Genomic DNA, 16,440 nt, shown 5'->3' on the forward strand with positions numbered 1-16,440 from the left:
ATACAGGACAACAAATATGTTAATTTACATGAAAAAGAAGGTATTTGGAATATAAAATTTAATCTAACCAGGCGGTCCAAGGAATTCTTGATAAGATGAATATAAGTCCGATCACATAAAAAGCAAGCATCGTTCTATATTTTTTGTCACTGTCAATCAATCGTTTCGCTTTTGAATAACCAATAGTTACCAGTACTACAGCAAGGATCATCATCAAAGGGTGTTCCATAAAATATAGCCTCGATATTCCATCTTTCATTCCGGCTTTTGAAATATTGCTCATGCCGAGAGGTGACACAAAGTACAAAATCAACCCTATAAATACTTGCAAGTGTGTGGCGATCAAGCCATAAAGGGACATTTTTTTATTCATTTCTGAATATTTTTTTCCCTGAACAAAGGAGAAGCCGTTATATGCAATCGCAATGACAAGGACAGCAAGCAAAACGTATGCCAGGTAGGAGTGGAGAGGTTGTAATACTGAATACATATCGATTTATTGTTTTGAGTTGGGAAGGTAAGAATAATATTTGATAGCTGGAAAAAACATAACACCTAATTGTAATATGTATTTTGAGAATTTAGTGATGTAAACATCTTCCTGTCTTCGTATTTCTAATTATAATTATTGTTTAGCAGGAGTATGGGGTGATTTATTCGATTGTAAACGTTTGTAAACGTTCTCAACGGTTCCTAGACGGTTAACTCATGTATAGCATTGATTTTCAAAAGATTGAGTATGATTGTCTAGTCTCAATTTTTTCAAATTACTTTATCCACTTGCAGTTGGTTCGCCTTCCATTGTTCAATTAACTTATTAATCTGCACCATCATATAGTGCGATTCTATGATAAATTCAAACCGCTCCTTATGTCCCTTTTTTTCGATCTCCATGAAACTTGTCGGAATATTTCCTTTGGCTATATTAATTAGATCAGTTGCTCCTTCTCCAATATCTACAACACTTTTAATAGTGATCTTGTCCAATTCAGAAATTGAAAAACTGACTATTTCATCGCCCTTCTCTTTAATAGTGAAATTACTTATGTCAGCCTCAATCGTTTTATCTAATGTCAAATTTTCAAAAATATACCTTTTTTTTCGAACGGCAATTAATGCAACTACTAATATCACACATGAAAAAATGAATAGAATTAAGGGCATTTGTGCCACATTTGTGAAAAAGGATAGTACCCCCAATGGTATGAGAGCCCAGAATATCTGTTTTCTTAGCTTTTGGTAAAGCGAAATATCTTCAATGATCTTAGCTTTAAACATCATGTTTATTTTTGAAGTTTAAAAAAAAATAAATCAAATTAAATTTTCAAATGCTCTGGAGTAAAACCTAAGCTGATTTCCTCCCTCAATTCACTCGTCGTCTTACTACTTCCATCATGACTCCATCCCGGAGGATAAAAAATGTATTTAAGTTTGTCAGACCATTTGTCAGACCTTTTCAGATCCTTCCAAATAGCTATCCATTCATGATTCCAAACGGTAATTGGAGTGATCTTTTCTACATTTTTTGTAAGACCATACTTTACTTTTTCCCATTCTACCTCATCCTGAAATGTGTTAAATATTCTATCCCAAATAATTAGAAACATGCCCATATTCCTATCTAAATACAAGATATTCGACGCATGATGTACTCGATGATGAGAAGGTGTCACGAATATCATCTCAACCCATGCAGGCATTCTTTTTATATATTTGGTATGTACTAAGACTCCCCAGGTTTGACAGATAGAATGCATAAATAATATATCGATTGCACTAAATCCCAGCATCGCAAGTGGAATAAAGTAAATAAATCTGTACAATGGCTGAAAGACCGAAGATCTGAAACCTGTAGTCAAATTAAATAACTCCGAATTGTGATGCGTGACATGAATAGCCCAAAAGAACCTACTCTGATGATCTACCACATGCAGCACGTAATAAGCAAAGTCAAGCAATATCAATAATGCAAACCAGTACCAAAAGCCTGTAAGATGATTATTAATACTATGAGCATAAAATAGATCCAAAACCCAGATTGTGATGCCTATCATTCCAAAGGCAAGTGCAGTATTGAGGATCATTAAATAGAAATTGTACAACGTATCCTTAACTGTATAAAACGACTTCCTTTCATAGATTGAAAAGCCCACCTCGAGCGCTACCAATACGCAGGTGATTACCAGAAGGCTATTAAGTACAAAGGCTGATGACATGGATAAGTTAGTCGTACTGGGATACTAATAATCCCTTTTTTTCTTTAATGAAATTTTCCCACTGATCCCAAAGTTTGTTTTTCATCACTCTGGGAAATTTTGTCTGGCCGGTGAGTTTGCCTTGTTTCTCCATGTAGTCGTAAAACCATTGAGTCGGAATAAGTTCGATCTTTGGCTCTATCAGTACATTTGCTTTTCGCTCTGTGGCATAATCATCATTGATCTCGCAGAGTGAGTGGTCAAGAATCTTTCCTACTTCGGTAGCAGATGCCTGTTGATCTACAGCTACGTACCATTTATGACAGAATGATTCGCCACATTTAACTGATGACACAGTAAATTCATGAATTGGTAAATCCATTGATTTTTGCACATCCAGGATTCCTTTGGTCATGTTGTCTACTGAAAGATGTTCGCCACAAACACTTAAGAAATGCTTCGTCCTGCCAACAATCTCCACTTCTTGTTTTGCCACGTCGGTAAATCGAACAAGGTCACCTATTAGATACCTCCAAGCACCACTGTTAGTAGATAGAAGCAGTGCATAATCAGTTCTATCATCCACTTCATCTATTAATAGAGCATTTGCATGCGGATAGATATTACCATCCTCGTCGAAATTTTCTTCATTAAAAGGGACGAATTCCATAAAAATCCCATTGTCTAGTACTAAACGCATGGCCGAGGTTCCTAATCTGGCTTGATAACCAAGAAAACCTTCAGAGGCCAAATAGCTGTCAAGCATAAGGACTTCTTTACCGAAGATCTCCTTAAGACTTGCTTCATAGGGTTTGTAACTAATCCCACCAGTGACGAATACGGAAAGATTAGGCCACATATCGTGGATCGTCTCGAGTTTGTAATGATCTACAATAGCTTTAAGGGTCATCTGTACCCATGAAGGAATTCCTGATACATATCCTACATCCCATTTTGGAGCATTTTCTACAATGATTCTGGTGCGCTCATTCCAGTCTTTTGTCTTAGCTATTTCTGTACCCGGCTTATAATAACCCTTGATCCAGAATGGAGGAGAAGCGCCATTGATGCCGCTGAGATCCCCCATTTTATAATCGTGTACTTCAGTCAGAGAAGCAGAACCGCCGATCATGAGCATGGCTTTGTTAAACATAGGTGCAGGAATGCCGAGATTGGGCAAAGACATAAACATTCTTAGGCCAACCTTCCGCATCGAGCGTTGCATATCTTTTGAGATTGGTATATATTTTGATGAAGCGCCAGATGTTCCGGAGCTAAGTGCAAAATTTTTAATTCTTCCCGGCCAACACACATCTCCCTTACATTCTAAAAGAAGATGCCACCATTCATTATAAATCTTATCATAGTCAAAGATTGGAACATTCTTCCTGAATTCAGCGACTGCGTCTGGCCTATAAATAATGGATGAGAAATTGTAATGTATTCCAAATGAGGTGTTCTGAGCTTTAAGCATCAGTTGTGTTAGTATCTGCGATTGAACTAGAGATGGATTTTTTAAGGGCCGTCGTAAAATATTGGCAACCCTGAAAGCTTTTTCTACAAAATGACCTAACACTGCGTACCTTTTATTCGATAGTTAAAATGTTGAAATTCAATAATTTTCGTAGATAATCCTAACTTAAAGCATGTTTTTACAATTAATATTTCAAAACCAACTCCAATACAAGAATTAACGAAAAGATAATACTATTTTTTAGTATAATATTAGATACGAATGTACATCAAATGGTTCAAATCGATACCATTTTTTAAATACTTTATCAATATTTTAAGATCTCAGGGCATCTAACTTGGCCAAAATAGTACATTAGACCGACACTGAATGTCATATATCCATCTTTTGAATCTTTATCGCCTCTCTGACGACCTTCAGTACCGATTTTAGCGTCATTATATCCCGGGATTATTATGGAAGGGTCAGCAAGATCCGCGGCTAGCTGGCCCCGGTCGTATATTAGCTGTAGATTATCAACATATTTATTGCTGGTATCGTCAAGATAATCTGTGAATGTCTGACGTGAGGATATTTCAATATTTAGACTCCACTCATAAGAAAAGTCCATTTTAAATCCTATACCATACAACCAAGAAAGTGCTGTAATGGAATATTCATTCCCGTTTTGCTGCCCCTCAGTGCCCAATGCCCGAAGGTTTTGCCATTTTCCATCATATTTTGCCCTGGGAGCATGTGCGAAAATAGATCCTCCGGTAAACATATAAGGAGTATACCAATCGTCCCGACTTCCATGGCGATAGGTAAGGAAGTTTACTTCAATTTGACCTGAAGCTTCTCCAAGGTGATTGTTGAAACTAATATTTCTCGCTTGTTGATATAAATTGTCGGATTTGCTGTCGAAACCTCTGAGCATAATATAATTAATACCCAGCTTGAAGCATATCCTTTCATCAAAATTAAATCTTGATGCTACGCCGATCGTTGCTCCCGGACTGTTAAGTTTCAACTCATTATTTATGTCACCGAAATACCATGCTGAGCCGATACTTCCTCCGACCTCATAACCTCTTTGAGCAGATAATTGAAGACAAATAATAATGAAAGTGAAAAAGAAAAATAATCTTACCACGCTATATTTTATAAATAAACGTCAAAGGTACTATAATTCTTATTGTTATGTGAAATATCCTGGATAGACTATTCAACTATGAAGGACTTTACATTCAGTAATATTGATAATAATAGTCATATGTAGGTGAATAGCAAATACTTATGAATTGTAAGAGATCAAAGAAGATCAATGCTAGTTTGTAACAGGAACTTTAAGTTTTATTTTGATCTGATCCTTTACTTTGCCTTCCTTTCCAATTTTAAAATCCATACGGTTTACAGTAAATCCTCCTTCAAATATGCCATTTCCAGCATTTGGGGTGAAAGTGAATGGAATCTTTATAATTTTAGATATTTCCCTGATGGTCAGTGTACCCTCTGTGAAATAACCAGAGGCAGTCTTAAATACTTTCGAGGATTTGAAGGTGATAGTTGGAAATTTTTCTGCATCGAACCACTCATCATTTTTTGCATGCCTATCTTGAAGCCAATTTCCTGTATTGATAGAGGCCACATCAATTACTACATCGAAATTGCTGCTTTTCAAATTCTTTGGATCAAATGAAATCTTGCCTGAGAATTTTTCAAAATCACCGCTTGCATCATCACTATCAAAACTAATACTGTATCCTGAATCGATCTTCCAATCTGACAATAAAGTAAAAGCAGAAATGGAAACCAGGCTGAATATGGCAAATCCAATGAATATTAATTTTTTCATTTTATAGAGATCTATTAATTTAAAAGAGGGAGAAGCCGTTATTATTAACAGCTTCTCACCAAGATTTATTATTTAATTACCCCTTTGAAAATTCTCCGGTGGCATATAGGCTAATTGTATCAGAAAGCACCGCCTCTGGCATTTCTGCAGCAATACCAAAATCACTCCTTTTAAAATCTCCTGTAATTGTCACACCAGCGATTTCTTTTTTATTCCTTTCGTTAACAGTCGTTCCATTTACTTTAATATTAAGCATGATCTTCTTAGTTATACCTTTCATAGTCATATCCCCTTCCGCACTGTACATCTTGTCACTTAATTTTTTGATTGAAGAACTTTTAAAAGTTATAGTCGGATATTTATCTGCATCAAAAAAGTCTGCACTTCTCAAATGATTATCTCGTGATTCATTATCTGTATTGATAGATCTTGTATCTATTTTTACTTCGATCATTCCACCTTCAAAACCAGATTTGCCTTCAATAATTTTTGCTTCATAAGATTTAAAGTTGCCCTGGAATTCAGAGATTGTCATTCGAGTCACTTTAAACCCTAATCTTGAATGGACTCCATCTACATTCCATGTCTGTGCAAATGTTACTATTGAAAATAACATCATCATTGCTAAAAAAGAAAATTTCTTCATAAAATATTGTTTTTTGTAAATTAATTCAAATTAAACTGGGCGATTTTTCAAAAAGAGGTAACATAACATCAATAATATTGTTTCAAAAATTATTCTTTCTTAATGTACATTAAGTTTATTGCTCAAGACGGTTTAGATTAAAGTTAAATGTTTACTTTTGAAAAATAGTAATAGCTAAATATAACGTTTTGTCCAAGAAAATTAAGTTGATAGAATGCCCAAGGGACGCCATGCAAGGTCTTCATGACTTCATTCCAACTGAAGACAAGATCGCATTTATTAATCAACTGTTGAAAGTCGGTTATGATACAATTGACTGTGGAAGTTTTGTTTCGCCCAAAGCAATTCCGCAGATGGCTGATACTGCTGAAGTCTTAGAAAAGATCGATATCGGTTCATCCATGACTGAATTATTAGTCATTATAGCTAACGTTCGAGGTGCACTGCAAGCATCAGAACAGGACAAAGTGACCTATTTGGGCTATCCTTTTAGCATATCAGAAACATTTCAAAGAAGGAATACGAATGCTACCATTATGGAATCTCTTATCCGAGTTGAAGACATCCATGAGATCTGTGAAAAAAGAGGTAAAAAACTAGTCTTGTACCTTAGTATGGGATTTGGCAACCCTTATGGTGATCCATGGAATCTGGAGATAGTTGAAAACTGGGTTGACAGACTATATAAAATGGGTATTAGTATAATGTCTCTATCTGATACCATTGGTGTATCGAATCCTGAGAGTATCGATTATTTGTTCTCAGGGCTGATCTCCAAATATCCAAGAGTAGAGTTTGGAGCACACCTTCATACAAGTCCTAATAAATGGTTTGAGAAGGTAGATGCTGCTTTCTCAAGTGGATGCTTACGAATGGACTCAGCTATAAAAGGCTTTGGTGGCTGTCCTATGGCCAAAGATGACCTTGTTGGAAATATGGCCACAGAGAATGTGATTGCTTATCTTTCTGAGAAAGATAGACTGGAAGGCATTGATCTGGAGGAGTTTGGCATTGCAATGCAGATGGCTGAAAGAATATTTCCTACATTATGATCAGCTTATATTCTTAACATAGTTCAAGATTTTCATGAATTCCATAGAATTAAGGAATTTAAATTGACGGAGATCTGATAATTTGTTTAGCTTTGTAATATATTTTAGGACTTTAGGAATATTATCATCTATCTTAACTTATATTTTTTGAGTCCGACATTCTTTCAATTTATTTTAGTTCACACACTTTTAGTATTTCATCTTTTTTGTCTGGTTTTAGGGCTAGTCAACTAGATTATATTTATTAAGTCTCTTTTCAATTGAATTAAGATTTATTCATTTTAAGAATGATTTATGAACACAATTGTATTATTCAAAATTTTCGTCTTGCTCTTTGTAGCATTCTGCATTTGCAATTTCGTTTTGGTAGATATCTACAATTCATTAAAGCTAATAGTATTCAGTAAGTTTACATTAATTACTTTTATTGCATTTACGTTATGTTCTATAACGGTTATTTCTTTTGCTTAAAAAAACTGTCAACTTGATTGGAAATATCAAATTAATATGATTCTTTTAATATTTAAGTAATATTAAAAGATTAAATTTTACTTATCTATCACGGATTATCCATCACTTATCACCCTATCACCTTATCACCTTATCACCTTATCACCTTATCACCTTATCACCTTATCACCTTATCACCTTATCACCTTATCACCCTATCACCCTATCACCCCATTACCCATTACCCATCACCCATCACCCGCCATCTTGTGCCAAATATCCATTTTTATACTTTTTTACACTTTTTTACATTTGAAGTATATTTTGCCATTCACCTCTGCGATAACTTTGCATTGAAATTAAGGAGATAATTAATTATCGATCTACATTCCACTTTAATACATCATTTTTTTGTCATCCTTTATGCTGCACTAGCTGGCAGATACTTGTGAATTATTTTTTATAACACTATTAAATTTATTATTTAATAACACTTTAATTTTTTTAAAATGAACACAGTAACTTACTTAAAAATTTTAAATTTCAAAGCAATTTTTCAAAGCAAATACTTACTTATTTGTTATTTAATTCTTTCTGTTTCAATAACAGAAAATTATGCCCAACAAAAGAATTCAAAATCTACAGTTTACTCTGCAGAACAAGCTTCTAAAATGATTGCAGAAGCAGATCAAATCACTATGAAGGAAGGAAATAATATGCCATCCAATGTAAGATTAAAAAAAGATATTAAAATCACAAAGGGTCAATTTATACCATGGCTTAAGAAAAGTTTAAAGACCAAGCCTGGTGTTGATTTTGCAATAACAAAATCACAGATTGATAAGCAAGGTATCGAACATGTAACCTTACAGCAAAGCATTGACGGTATTCCAGTCAAGAATGCCATCTATTTAGTCCACATAAAAAATAATAGAGTGACTTCTTTTAACGGTTTTGCAGTGGTTGCAGATAATGTACCAGCAAGGTCAGATATCATCACTGCAACCGAGGCATTAAAATTAGGACTTGAAACTCAAGATGTATCTAAATTGAAATCAGAAGTTCCATATTGGGAAAAGGAGATCAAAGAACATAAAAATGATCCTAAGGCCACTTACGCTCCTAAGGGTGAATTAATGTGGTGGATCAATAATGATGGAAAGCGTATAAAAATATACCAGTTTGATATTTATTCTGCGAGCCCGGATAGAGCATTCAGAATGTTGGTCAACGCGTCATCTGGAGTTGTTGAAAATGTCGTTCCTCTGGAATCAAATTGTACCCCAGCGACTACTAATACAATATTTAACGGAGTTAAAAATATCTCGACAGACAAATATACAGCCAATGATTACAGAATGCGCGATGATTGTGACGCTGCTGTCATCTATGTTAGGGATTGGGGTAGTGCTGATTGTACTAGTGCTCCTTTTGAAATCACAAACACTGATAATGTTTGGGATACTCAAAGCGAAATATTTGCCGGCTCAGTAATGTGGTATACAAAGCAAGCCTATAAGCTCTGGAAAAATGTCTACCTGCGTGATAGCTACGATGATGCTGACGGTGCTGTAAATGGATATATAAATGCTATTTTTGATGGAAATAGTTCGATGGCAGGGTGTCAGCCTTCTTCTAACAATGCCTCTATGTCATTCACCGGTGGAACTATGAAGGTAGGTTCTGGTGGAGGAGGTCCTCTTACTAATTCTTATGCCACGCTTGACATAATAGGGCATGAATATGCCCATGCAGTAACTGGTTCAACAGCTGAATTGGAATATCAAAATGAATCCGGTGCATTGAATGAATCCTTTAGTGATATCTTTGGCGAGGCACTGGAGCTATATTCAAATGGCACGAATGATTGGTTGATGGGAGCTGAAAGAGACGGTGGCTATATCAGAAACTTATCAAACCCCAAAGATAAGGGCCAACCCGATACATATTTGGGAACTAACTGGTACAATGGTGCAAACGATTTTGGAGGTGTTCACACCAACAGCGGAGTGCAGAATTTTTGGTTTTACTTAATGGCAGTAGGGGGAACAGGCACCAACGATAATGGAGATGATTACGATGTACCTGCTATAGGATTTAATCAAGCAGCTGTAATTGCATACAATTGTTTGTTAAGTTATTTAGGTCCGACAAGTGATTATGCTGATGCAAGAGATGCGTCCATTGCTGCAGTTACGGATATCTGGGGAGTTTGTTCTCCTGAGATGAAAGCTGTCATGAATGCATGGCATGCGGTGGGAGTTGGAGATGCCTTTCCAAAGGCGGGTATTAGTGTAGGTGATCCGACAGTTTGTGTTGGAAAGCCAATCAACTTATTTGCTACAGGCGGAACATCATACGCATGGACAGGACCAGCTGCCTTTGTTTCAACTGATCAGAATCCTGTACGAAATAATGCGCAGGCAGGTTATAGTGGTTATTATCAAGTGACAGTAACATTCTCTAATGGATGTGAAGAAACGGTTGGTATTGATGTTATTGTCAACCCTCTGCCGGTAGCACAAATATTTGCAAACCCTAATCCTATATGCACAGGCAGTGATCTTATCCTAAATGCGTTAGGAGGGATTAGCTATGAGTGGTCCGGTCCGGCAGGCTTTGCAAGTAATATCAAATCTCCAAGTGTTAATGACATTCAACTCAATCAAGCAGGTATTTATACAGTCACAGTGACTTCAGGAGATGGTTGTTTAAGTAACACTAATGTGAATGTAGTAGTAAACCAAACACCTGTGGCAACAGCATTGGCAAGTCCAAATCCAATTTGTTCAGGTAATGCACTTACTTTAAATTCTTCAGGTGGCGGAACATATGCATGGTCTGGCCCAGGAGGATTTGCGAGTAATCTTAAATCCCCTATTATTAATAATATTCAGGCTAGCCAGTCTGGTGTTTATACAGTCACAGTGACTTCAGCACAAGGATGTGCCGATAATGCTAACGTAAATGTGACAGTCAATCAAACACCTGTGCCAACAGCATTAGCTAATCCTAATCCTGTATGTGTAGGAAGTGTTCTAATTCTTTCATCCACAGGTGGAGCTACCTATCAATGGTCAGGACCTAATGGGTTCACATCAGGAAAACAAAATCCTGCATTCCTTGTGAATTCAGAGAATCAAGAAGGGTTATATACTGTTACAGTAACTAGTGCTGAAGGTTGTCCTGCAGCTACAAATGTGAATGTGACGGTCAATCCTTTGCCAGTGGGAGTAATTTCAGTCAGTACGTTGAAACCTTGTGTAGGTTCTGTAGTTCAATTCTTTGCTTCAGGGGGAGTATCTTATCAATGGAGCGGACCTATGGGCTTTAGTTCTACTCAACAAAATCCCAGTCTTTTGATCAATGCTTTTAATCAAGGTGGCAAATATTCTGTTATAATCACCAATCAATTTGGATGTTCTGTTACCAAAACGGTAGCAATACAAGTTTACTTTCCACCAGTTGCTACTGCTAGTCATGATTTGTCTACTGCTTGTATAGGTAATAACCTCTCTCTAACTTCCGGAGGAAATGGAAGTAAGGCATGGTCCGGGCCCAATGGATTTTTATCAAATCTAACTAATCCTGTGATTAATAATGTCACTGTATTGAATTCAGGAATATACACTGTCACTGTGACCAGTCCTAATGGCTGCACAGATGTTGCTTCTACCAACGTCAATATAGTTGCCCCTCCTGCTGTTACCGCCAATGCAAGCGATCTAACAGTTTGTGAAGGTAGTGCTGTTCAATTATTGTCCTCTGGCGGAAAAACCTATAAATGGACAGGTCCATATGGATACACAACCACATTGCAGAATCCATGGATAGAAAATATTCCTTCTTATATGTCTGGTATTTTCAATGTGACTGCTACCGGAGCCACGGGTTGTAAAGCTACGGCTGGTGTCAATATAGCAGTGTATAATCAGATACTTGGATCAGCAAATGCAAGTCCAAATCCAATTTCTACTGGTCAACAATTGCAACTATCCTCAACAGGCGGAAGTTCCTATCAATGGACTGGTCCTAATGGATTCTTTTCAACTGAACAAAACCCGGTTATTTACAATGCCGGGCCTAAAAATGTAGGCACATACGTTGTCCTAGTATACAATGAAGGAGGATGTGAATATGCTTATTTTGTAAATGTAAGTATTAAAAATTCTAGCATAGTGATTGATACTGATAGCAATATCAAGGCTACTTCTAAGAAGTCAAATCTCTATCCTAATCCTAGCAGGGAATTCATCATGTTGGATCATAAGTTGAATGCACAAGTTAGATACAGGATTATTGATGCTTCAGGACTCGTAGTTCAAAGTAGTACTATTGCTCCGGGCGAACAGATCAATGTTCAAGAATTGAGCAATGGATTTTTTACAATAATTTGGTCTGAGGATAAGGACCAAACGGAGCAATTTATAAATAAATTTATAAAAATAGATTAAAGAAATTTGTGGCCTGAACCACGAAAGAATTATTTTTTGCTCAAAATGAAAAGACGTTGCAGTTGCGGCGTCTTTTCTTTTTTAATTGAATTTTGCCCTATCTGGTGATTATCAATTTTCCGGAATTAAGTAATTTTTCTCAGGATGGAGATACTTTATACTGAAATAAGCCGATAGAAACAATTGTTTCCAAGTCTATTTTCTTCTCATCTTAAAATGTTTTTCTATATAATACCAGAATTCCTAATTGGTCAAAAATTTTAATCATACGACAATTAACTTTTTGGTCATGAAGGATGCTTAATTTTAACAAACCATCTCTGGAATTGAGGTAGACTCCTGTTTTTGTTTCCTATAGCGCAAATAATCAGCAACAATTTGGATATTATTTTTATTACCTTTGGGTATTAAAACATTGAGCTTATGTTAATCGAGCGAACAGATAGCAACCAAATAACAATTACAGTTTCTTCTAACATTGACAGCTTTGGGCTTCAAAGTATTATCGATTATGTAAAATATTTGGAAGCAACTTCAAAGAGCAAAGCAAAACAATCAGATGTAGACAAACTTGCTGACGAGGTTAATGATTCATGGTGGTCACAAAACCGGAATCGATTCATTAAGTGAAAGTAATTATAGATGCCAATATCGTCTTTAGTGGAATACTGAACTCCAATGGGAAAATTGGAGACCTTTTGATAAACTCATCAAAGCATTTTGAATTTATAGCTCCTAATTTTTTAAGAACTGAAATTCAAAATCATTTATCGAAGCTTTGCAAAATTTCTGGCATGGATTCTGACCAGGTTAGAGAAGCTGAATTTCACATTTGTAAGGGCGTAAAATTTATATCAGAGGAACAAATCAAAGAATCAACATGGATTGCTGCGGAAAAACTCGTCATAGATGTTGATCCTAAAGACACGCACTACATAGCTTATTCAAAACATTTCAAATGCAAAATTTGGAGTGGGGATAAACAACTTATTAAAGGACTTGCAAAAAAGGGCTTTAAGAACTTTTTGACAACAGACGAATTATTTAAGATACGTCTTGCAAAATTGGAAAAAAAATAAGTTTAGCATAGCAACTTAAAACATCTTCCTCACATCCAATCCACCAAAATTACCGCTAGTCATAATTAACAGGACAGTATCCTTCGTAGGAACATTCAATAAAAGCTGCTCTAATTCATCTTTTTCCTGAATTACTTTAATATCATCGCGCTCAAATGCATGAATCAAAAATTCCGGCTCTGCGATCTCCATTCTTTTGGACTTCGCTGTCTCGGGATTGTAAAAGATGTAAGCTTCATCAGCAGGATCAAGAGTGTGAGCGTATTGTGGAATAAAATTTTTATCAAGGCTGCTGAAAGTATGCAGTTCGAGGATGGCTATCAGCTTTTTTTCAGGATGTCTTTCCCTCACTGCTTTGACTGTGGCATTGACTTTAGATGGTGCGTGCGCAAAGTCGAAATATGTAGTGTGTGACTCCAAACTTCTGATCACCTCCAGTCTGCGTGCGGGCCCAGGCATTGTTTGCACTCCTGCTATAAACTCTTCATCGGACAAGCCTAATTCTTTCACTACATAATAGGCCGCCTTCACATTTTCAAAGTTGTGCTGACCAAAAAACTGAACAGGGTAGGAGTGCCCGCCGAAAATCAATTCACTACCTGATCCTGAGACTTTGTTGTCAAATGCTTCATATGCTTGCTTGATACCCTGATAATGATTGGCAAGGTGAGCAAGATCCTGATCGTGTTCGTAATAAATAAGTTTACCTCGTTCTAATGTATCCTGTATGAGGAGTTCGAATTGGTACATATATTTCTCATGGGTGTCAAATATATTGACGTGATCCCAGGCAATACCCGTGATGACTGAAATGTCAGGTTTGTAATGCATGAATTTTGGTTGAAGATCCAACGGTGAAGCTGTATATTCATCTCCTTCGAACACAGCTATTGGTGCATCGGACAGCTTGACCATATTTCCAAATCCCTCGAGTTGTGCCCCAACAAGGAAATCTACTTCTCTGCCGGCACTTTTCAGAAGGTGCAATACCATAGAAGTAGTAGTCGTTTTTCCGTGACTTCCGGCTATTACGACGCGTTTTTTATCTTTAGCATGATCGTACATAAATTCAGGAAAGGACATCAACTTAACACCAATCTCCTGTGCTTTTAACAGTTCAGGATTGTCTATCCTGGCGTGCATACCCAATATTACCAAGTCAAGTTCATTCGTGACACGTTCCGGATGCCAACCAAATTCTGTCGGCAAAATGCCCTTTTCGGCAAGTCTGGACAATGCCGGATCATATATGGCATCATCACTCCCTGTGACTATGTGTCCATTATCATGAAGTTCCATGGCCAGATTGTGCATGATGGCTCCGCCGATTGCTATGAGATGTATTTTCACTGTTAATTATAAATTGTAAATGATAAATTATAAATGAATACTCCGTATTGTAAATTGATAAGCTTATAGCTAATGGCTGATGGCCAATGGCTTTTATGAGCAAAAGAGATAATATTGATTTTTATAGGCAACAAATACTATCTGATTATGAACAAGATATCTCTTATTTGAGTTTTTACTGATTACTGATTACTGATTACTGATTACTAATACGATATCCAACTATGAAGCGTTAGATAACAAATAACAATTATCAATTAAATCCGTAGTTGATCCAACTCTTCCATTGAACCATTGAATACATTGAAGTCCAGATTTTTCTTAATCCCTTTCACACGCCCTTTGTCGTTATGTTGCCAGAAAGGCCACTTCGAACCTGATTCAAGTTCAAGTCCAGGAACATTGAAATGAGCTATCCACAGTGGATAATCAGAAAATTCTTCTCTTAGATATTTTTCATAAAATTTCTTAGAGGAATAGATCAATGGTTTTTTCCCGGTGGCTTTTTCAACTGCGTCGAGCCATTCGGCAAGGTTAAGGTTGAGTGTTTCCTGATCAGCGCCGCCTGTGATTTCGATATCGCATACAGCGGTGAGATCTCCGTCTTCGAGATTGGCAGTTTTAAAAACAATGCTGCTTGTTCTTTCCCACTTTTATTTGGTAGAAAGAAATGGTAAGCACCTCGGATGAATCCATATTTTTCGGCTTGTTCCCAATTATACTTAAAGAAGGGATCTACTCTGGTCCTACCTTCCGAAGCCTTTATAAAGGCGAAATCTATTTTTATATCATCAGAACTTACTTCTTTCAAAAGTTTCCAATTCATCTGGCCTTGATGTATTGAAACATCTATTCCATTGATTGGATAAAGCGTAGGCATATGGATGCCAAATTCTCTGCACTTTATGTATGACCGTGCTATTTTCTCAGCCTTAAGTTCATTGAGGCAGCCTGATAGATGGATCATAACCATAATTATCAAAACCAAAAAAGCTGTTCCAAAAATGATTTTTTTCTCGCTGATTGGGGTTTTCGTCTTTAACATTGACGGTTTGCGCGCTATTGGACTGCGCTTAACGGGAGGTTTTTTTGTAGGGATAATTTTTTTGCGCTCTGCCATGACTTAATATTGAGAGGCAAATGTATTAAGAAATTTTGTAATATGATAAATTATTGTAATATATTATATTTATAATCGTAACTAAAAGGAACATTTCTCGAAATACCAAACTTTGAAATAGTCATTTCTCCTACAAACTTCATTTTCAATTCATTGGAAAGTAAGCTTTGAAAAAGGTTAGCTCCAAATATTTTTTTAAAAACCTGTTCATTCAATTTAATATTATTATCCAGGGGAACCGAGAAGTGCGCGTTTGGGAGTACTTCAATCTTTTTATTATGAGTAATCTTGGTGACATTTTGGTCTTCAATGAAAACTTCGCAACTGACTTCTTCAATATTGAGCCCAAAAGAATTGGGATTATTAAATTCAAGTTCAGCTGCCAGGTCGAATGAAGGTGTGGGCAGCATTGTCACATTCCCGACTGATATCTTATCCACCGAAACGAACTCAGGGGCTAATTTAGGAGTCAATGCAAAGTAAGCTATTAGTGCTGCTGCAACCAGGATAATAACGATAGCTAAGATTCTGATGATTTTCATGTTTATTAATTTAAAATATGTGAAATTAGAATTGAGATTGAATAGAAAATTTAGACAGTTCGTTTTCAATTTACTTTTAAAGAACGTAAAACTAATATTAATTTTAAAGTGGGTATATTTTTTCACAATACTTCAACACTTAGCGTATATCAAGATTATTTCAATAGAATCGTGTCTATAACAAATTGCACAAAGGGAAAAAGAAATGACTTAGTAAATAATGATTCGTCGCTTCGATCGGAAT

The 16,440-nt window shown here is 36.2% G+C and carries 15 protein-coding genes; 4 read left to right on the forward strand and 11 right to left on the reverse strand.

Annotated elements, in window-relative coordinates; translation table 11 throughout:
- Window positions 1–58 precede the first annotated feature (58 nt).
- From IPI15_RS00910 to IPI15_RS00940, 7 genes are all read right to left on the reverse strand, one after another.
- Window positions 59–490: a cytochrome B gene (locus IPI15_RS00910; protein WP_287402565.1), complete on the reverse strand. Its 432-nt coding sequence runs from the start codon at window positions 488–490 to the stop codon at window positions 59–61.
- A 272-nt stretch (window positions 491–762) separates the two neighbouring features.
- Window positions 763–1,281: a hypothetical protein gene (locus IPI15_RS00915; RefSeq protein WP_287418836.1), complete on the reverse strand. Its 519-nt coding sequence runs from the start codon at window positions 1,279–1,281 to the stop codon at window positions 763–765.
- 35 nt (window positions 1,282–1,316) lie between these two features.
- On the reverse strand, window positions 1,317–2,216 hold the full coding sequence (locus IPI15_RS00920; RefSeq protein ID WP_287402569.1) for a sterol desaturase family protein: 900 nt from the start codon (window positions 2,214–2,216) through the stop codon (window positions 1,317–1,319).
- A 7-nt stretch (window positions 2,217–2,223) separates the two neighbouring features.
- Entirely contained in the window at window positions 2,224–3,771 is a 1,548-nt protein-coding gene (locus IPI15_RS00925; protein ID WP_287402570.1) for a GH3 family acyl-acid amido synthetase, read from the reverse strand.
- Window positions 3,772–3,976: 205 nt separating this feature from the next.
- Window positions 3,977–4,801 carry a type IX secretion system protein PorG gene (gene porG / locus IPI15_RS00930; RefSeq protein WP_287402572.1) on the reverse strand — a complete coding sequence of 275 codons (825 nt, stop codon included), beginning with the start codon at window positions 4,799–4,801 and terminating at the stop codon, window positions 3,977–3,979.
- Between the two features lie 174 nt (window positions 4,802–4,975).
- The gene (locus tag IPI15_RS00935) at window positions 4,976–5,503 is read right to left on the reverse strand and encodes a YceI family protein (protein ID WP_287402574.1); all 528 of its coding nucleotides are present in this window, start codon (window positions 5,501–5,503) and stop codon (window positions 4,976–4,978) included.
- Between the two features lie 76 nt (window positions 5,504–5,579).
- Complete coding sequence (locus IPI15_RS00940; protein ID WP_287418838.1) at window positions 5,580–6,149, reverse strand: YceI family protein; 570 nt, start codon at window positions 6,147–6,149, stop codon at window positions 5,580–5,582.
- A 188-nt stretch (window positions 6,150–6,337) separates the two neighbouring features.
- Between IPI15_RS00940 and IPI15_RS00945 the strand changes: the two genes are divergently transcribed.
- The 4 genes from IPI15_RS00945 to IPI15_RS00960 all read left to right on the forward strand — a co-directional run bounded on the left by IPI15_RS00945 (window position 6,338) and on the right by IPI15_RS00960 (window position 13,184).
- Window positions 6,338–7,201, forward strand: coding sequence for a hydroxymethylglutaryl-CoA lyase (locus IPI15_RS00945; protein WP_287402579.1), 864 nt, complete (start codon window positions 6,338–6,340; stop codon window positions 7,199–7,201).
- A gap of 959 nt (window positions 7,202–8,160) precedes the next feature.
- Complete coding sequence (locus tag IPI15_RS00950) at window positions 8,161–12,105, forward strand: M4 family metallopeptidase (RefSeq protein ID WP_287418840.1); 3,945 nt, start codon at window positions 8,161–8,163, stop codon at window positions 12,103–12,105.
- A 423-nt stretch (window positions 12,106–12,528) separates the two neighbouring features.
- The gene (locus tag IPI15_RS00955) at window positions 12,529–12,735 is read left to right on the forward strand and encodes a hypothetical protein (protein ID WP_287402584.1); all 207 of its coding nucleotides are present in this window, start codon (window positions 12,529–12,531) and stop codon (window positions 12,733–12,735) included.
- A complete protein-coding gene (locus IPI15_RS00960) occupies window positions 12,732–13,184 on the forward strand; it encodes a PIN domain-containing protein (RefSeq protein ID WP_287402585.1) in 453 nt (150 codons plus the stop codon). Before IPI15_RS00955 ends, IPI15_RS00960 begins: the two co-directional genes overlap by 4 nt.
- A gap of 15 nt (window positions 13,185–13,199) precedes the next feature.
- Here the strand turns inward: IPI15_RS00960 and IPI15_RS00965 are convergent, their stop codons facing one another.
- The 4 genes from IPI15_RS00965 to IPI15_RS00980 all read right to left on the reverse strand — a co-directional run bounded on the left by IPI15_RS00965 (window position 13,200) and on the right by IPI15_RS00980 (window position 16,196).
- Window positions 13,200–14,534 carry a UDP-N-acetylmuramate--L-alanine ligase gene (locus IPI15_RS00965; protein ID WP_287418842.1) on the reverse strand — a complete coding sequence of 445 codons (1,335 nt, stop codon included), beginning with the start codon at window positions 14,532–14,534 and terminating at the stop codon, window positions 13,200–13,202.
- A gap of 257 nt (window positions 14,535–14,791) precedes the next feature.
- Window positions 14,792–15,112 carry a glycoside hydrolase family 25 protein gene (locus IPI15_RS00970; protein ID WP_353845286.1) on the reverse strand — a complete coding sequence of 107 codons (321 nt, stop codon included), beginning with the start codon at window positions 15,110–15,112 and terminating at the stop codon, window positions 14,792–14,794.
- Window positions 15,016–15,654, reverse strand: coding sequence for a glycoside hydrolase family 25 protein (locus IPI15_RS00975; protein WP_287418844.1), 639 nt, complete (start codon window positions 15,652–15,654; stop codon window positions 15,016–15,018). The genes IPI15_RS00970 and IPI15_RS00975 overlap by 97 nt, the downstream gene beginning before the upstream one ends.
- Before the next feature lie 50 nt (window positions 15,655–15,704).
- Window positions 15,705–16,196, reverse strand: coding sequence for a hypothetical protein (locus IPI15_RS00980; protein WP_287402589.1), 492 nt, complete (start codon window positions 16,194–16,196; stop codon window positions 15,705–15,707).
- Between the last annotated feature and the right edge of the window lie 244 nt (window positions 16,197–16,440).

Origin of the sequence: Candidatus Brachybacter algidus (genome assembly GCF_016707225.1) — a bacterium.
GTDB classification, from domain to species: Bacteria; Bacteroidota; Bacteroidia; order Chitinophagales; family Saprospiraceae; genus Parvibacillus; species Parvibacillus algidus.

Bases quoted from the DNA above. Each gene is read 5' to 3' on its own strand.
- IPI15_RS00940 (WP_287418838.1), bottom strand. From the start codon at position 6,149: ATGAAGAAATTTTCTTTTTTAGCAATGATGATGTTATTTTCAATAGTA.
- IPI15_RS00980 (WP_287402589.1), bottom strand. From the start codon at position 16,196: ATGAAAATCATCAGAATCTTAGCTATCGTTATTATCCTGGTTGCAGCA.
- IPI15_RS00910 (WP_287402565.1), bottom strand. From the start codon at position 490: ATGTATTCAGTATTACAACCTCTCCACTCCTACCTGGCATACGTTTTG.
- IPI15_RS00920 (WP_287402569.1), bottom strand. From the start codon at position 2,216: ATGTCATCAGCCTTTGTACTTAATAGCCTTCTGGTAATCACCTGCGTA.
- IPI15_RS00950 (WP_287418840.1), top strand. From the start codon at position 8,161: ATGAACACAGTAACTTACTTAAAAATTTTAAATTTCAAAGCAATTTTT.
- IPI15_RS00955 (WP_287402584.1), top strand. From the start codon at position 12,529: ATGTTAATCGAGCGAACAGATAGCAACCAAATAACAATTACAGTTTCT.
- IPI15_RS00915 (WP_287418836.1), bottom strand. From the start codon at position 1,281: ATGATGTTTAAAGCTAAGATCATTGAAGATATTTCGCTTTACCAAAAG.
- IPI15_RS00975 (WP_287418844.1), bottom strand. From the start codon at position 15,654: ATGGCAGAGCGCAAAAAAATTATCCCTACAAAAAAACCTCCCGTTAAG.
- IPI15_RS00935 (WP_287402574.1), bottom strand. From the start codon at position 5,503: ATGAAAAAATTAATATTCATTGGATTTGCCATATTCAGCCTGGTTTCC.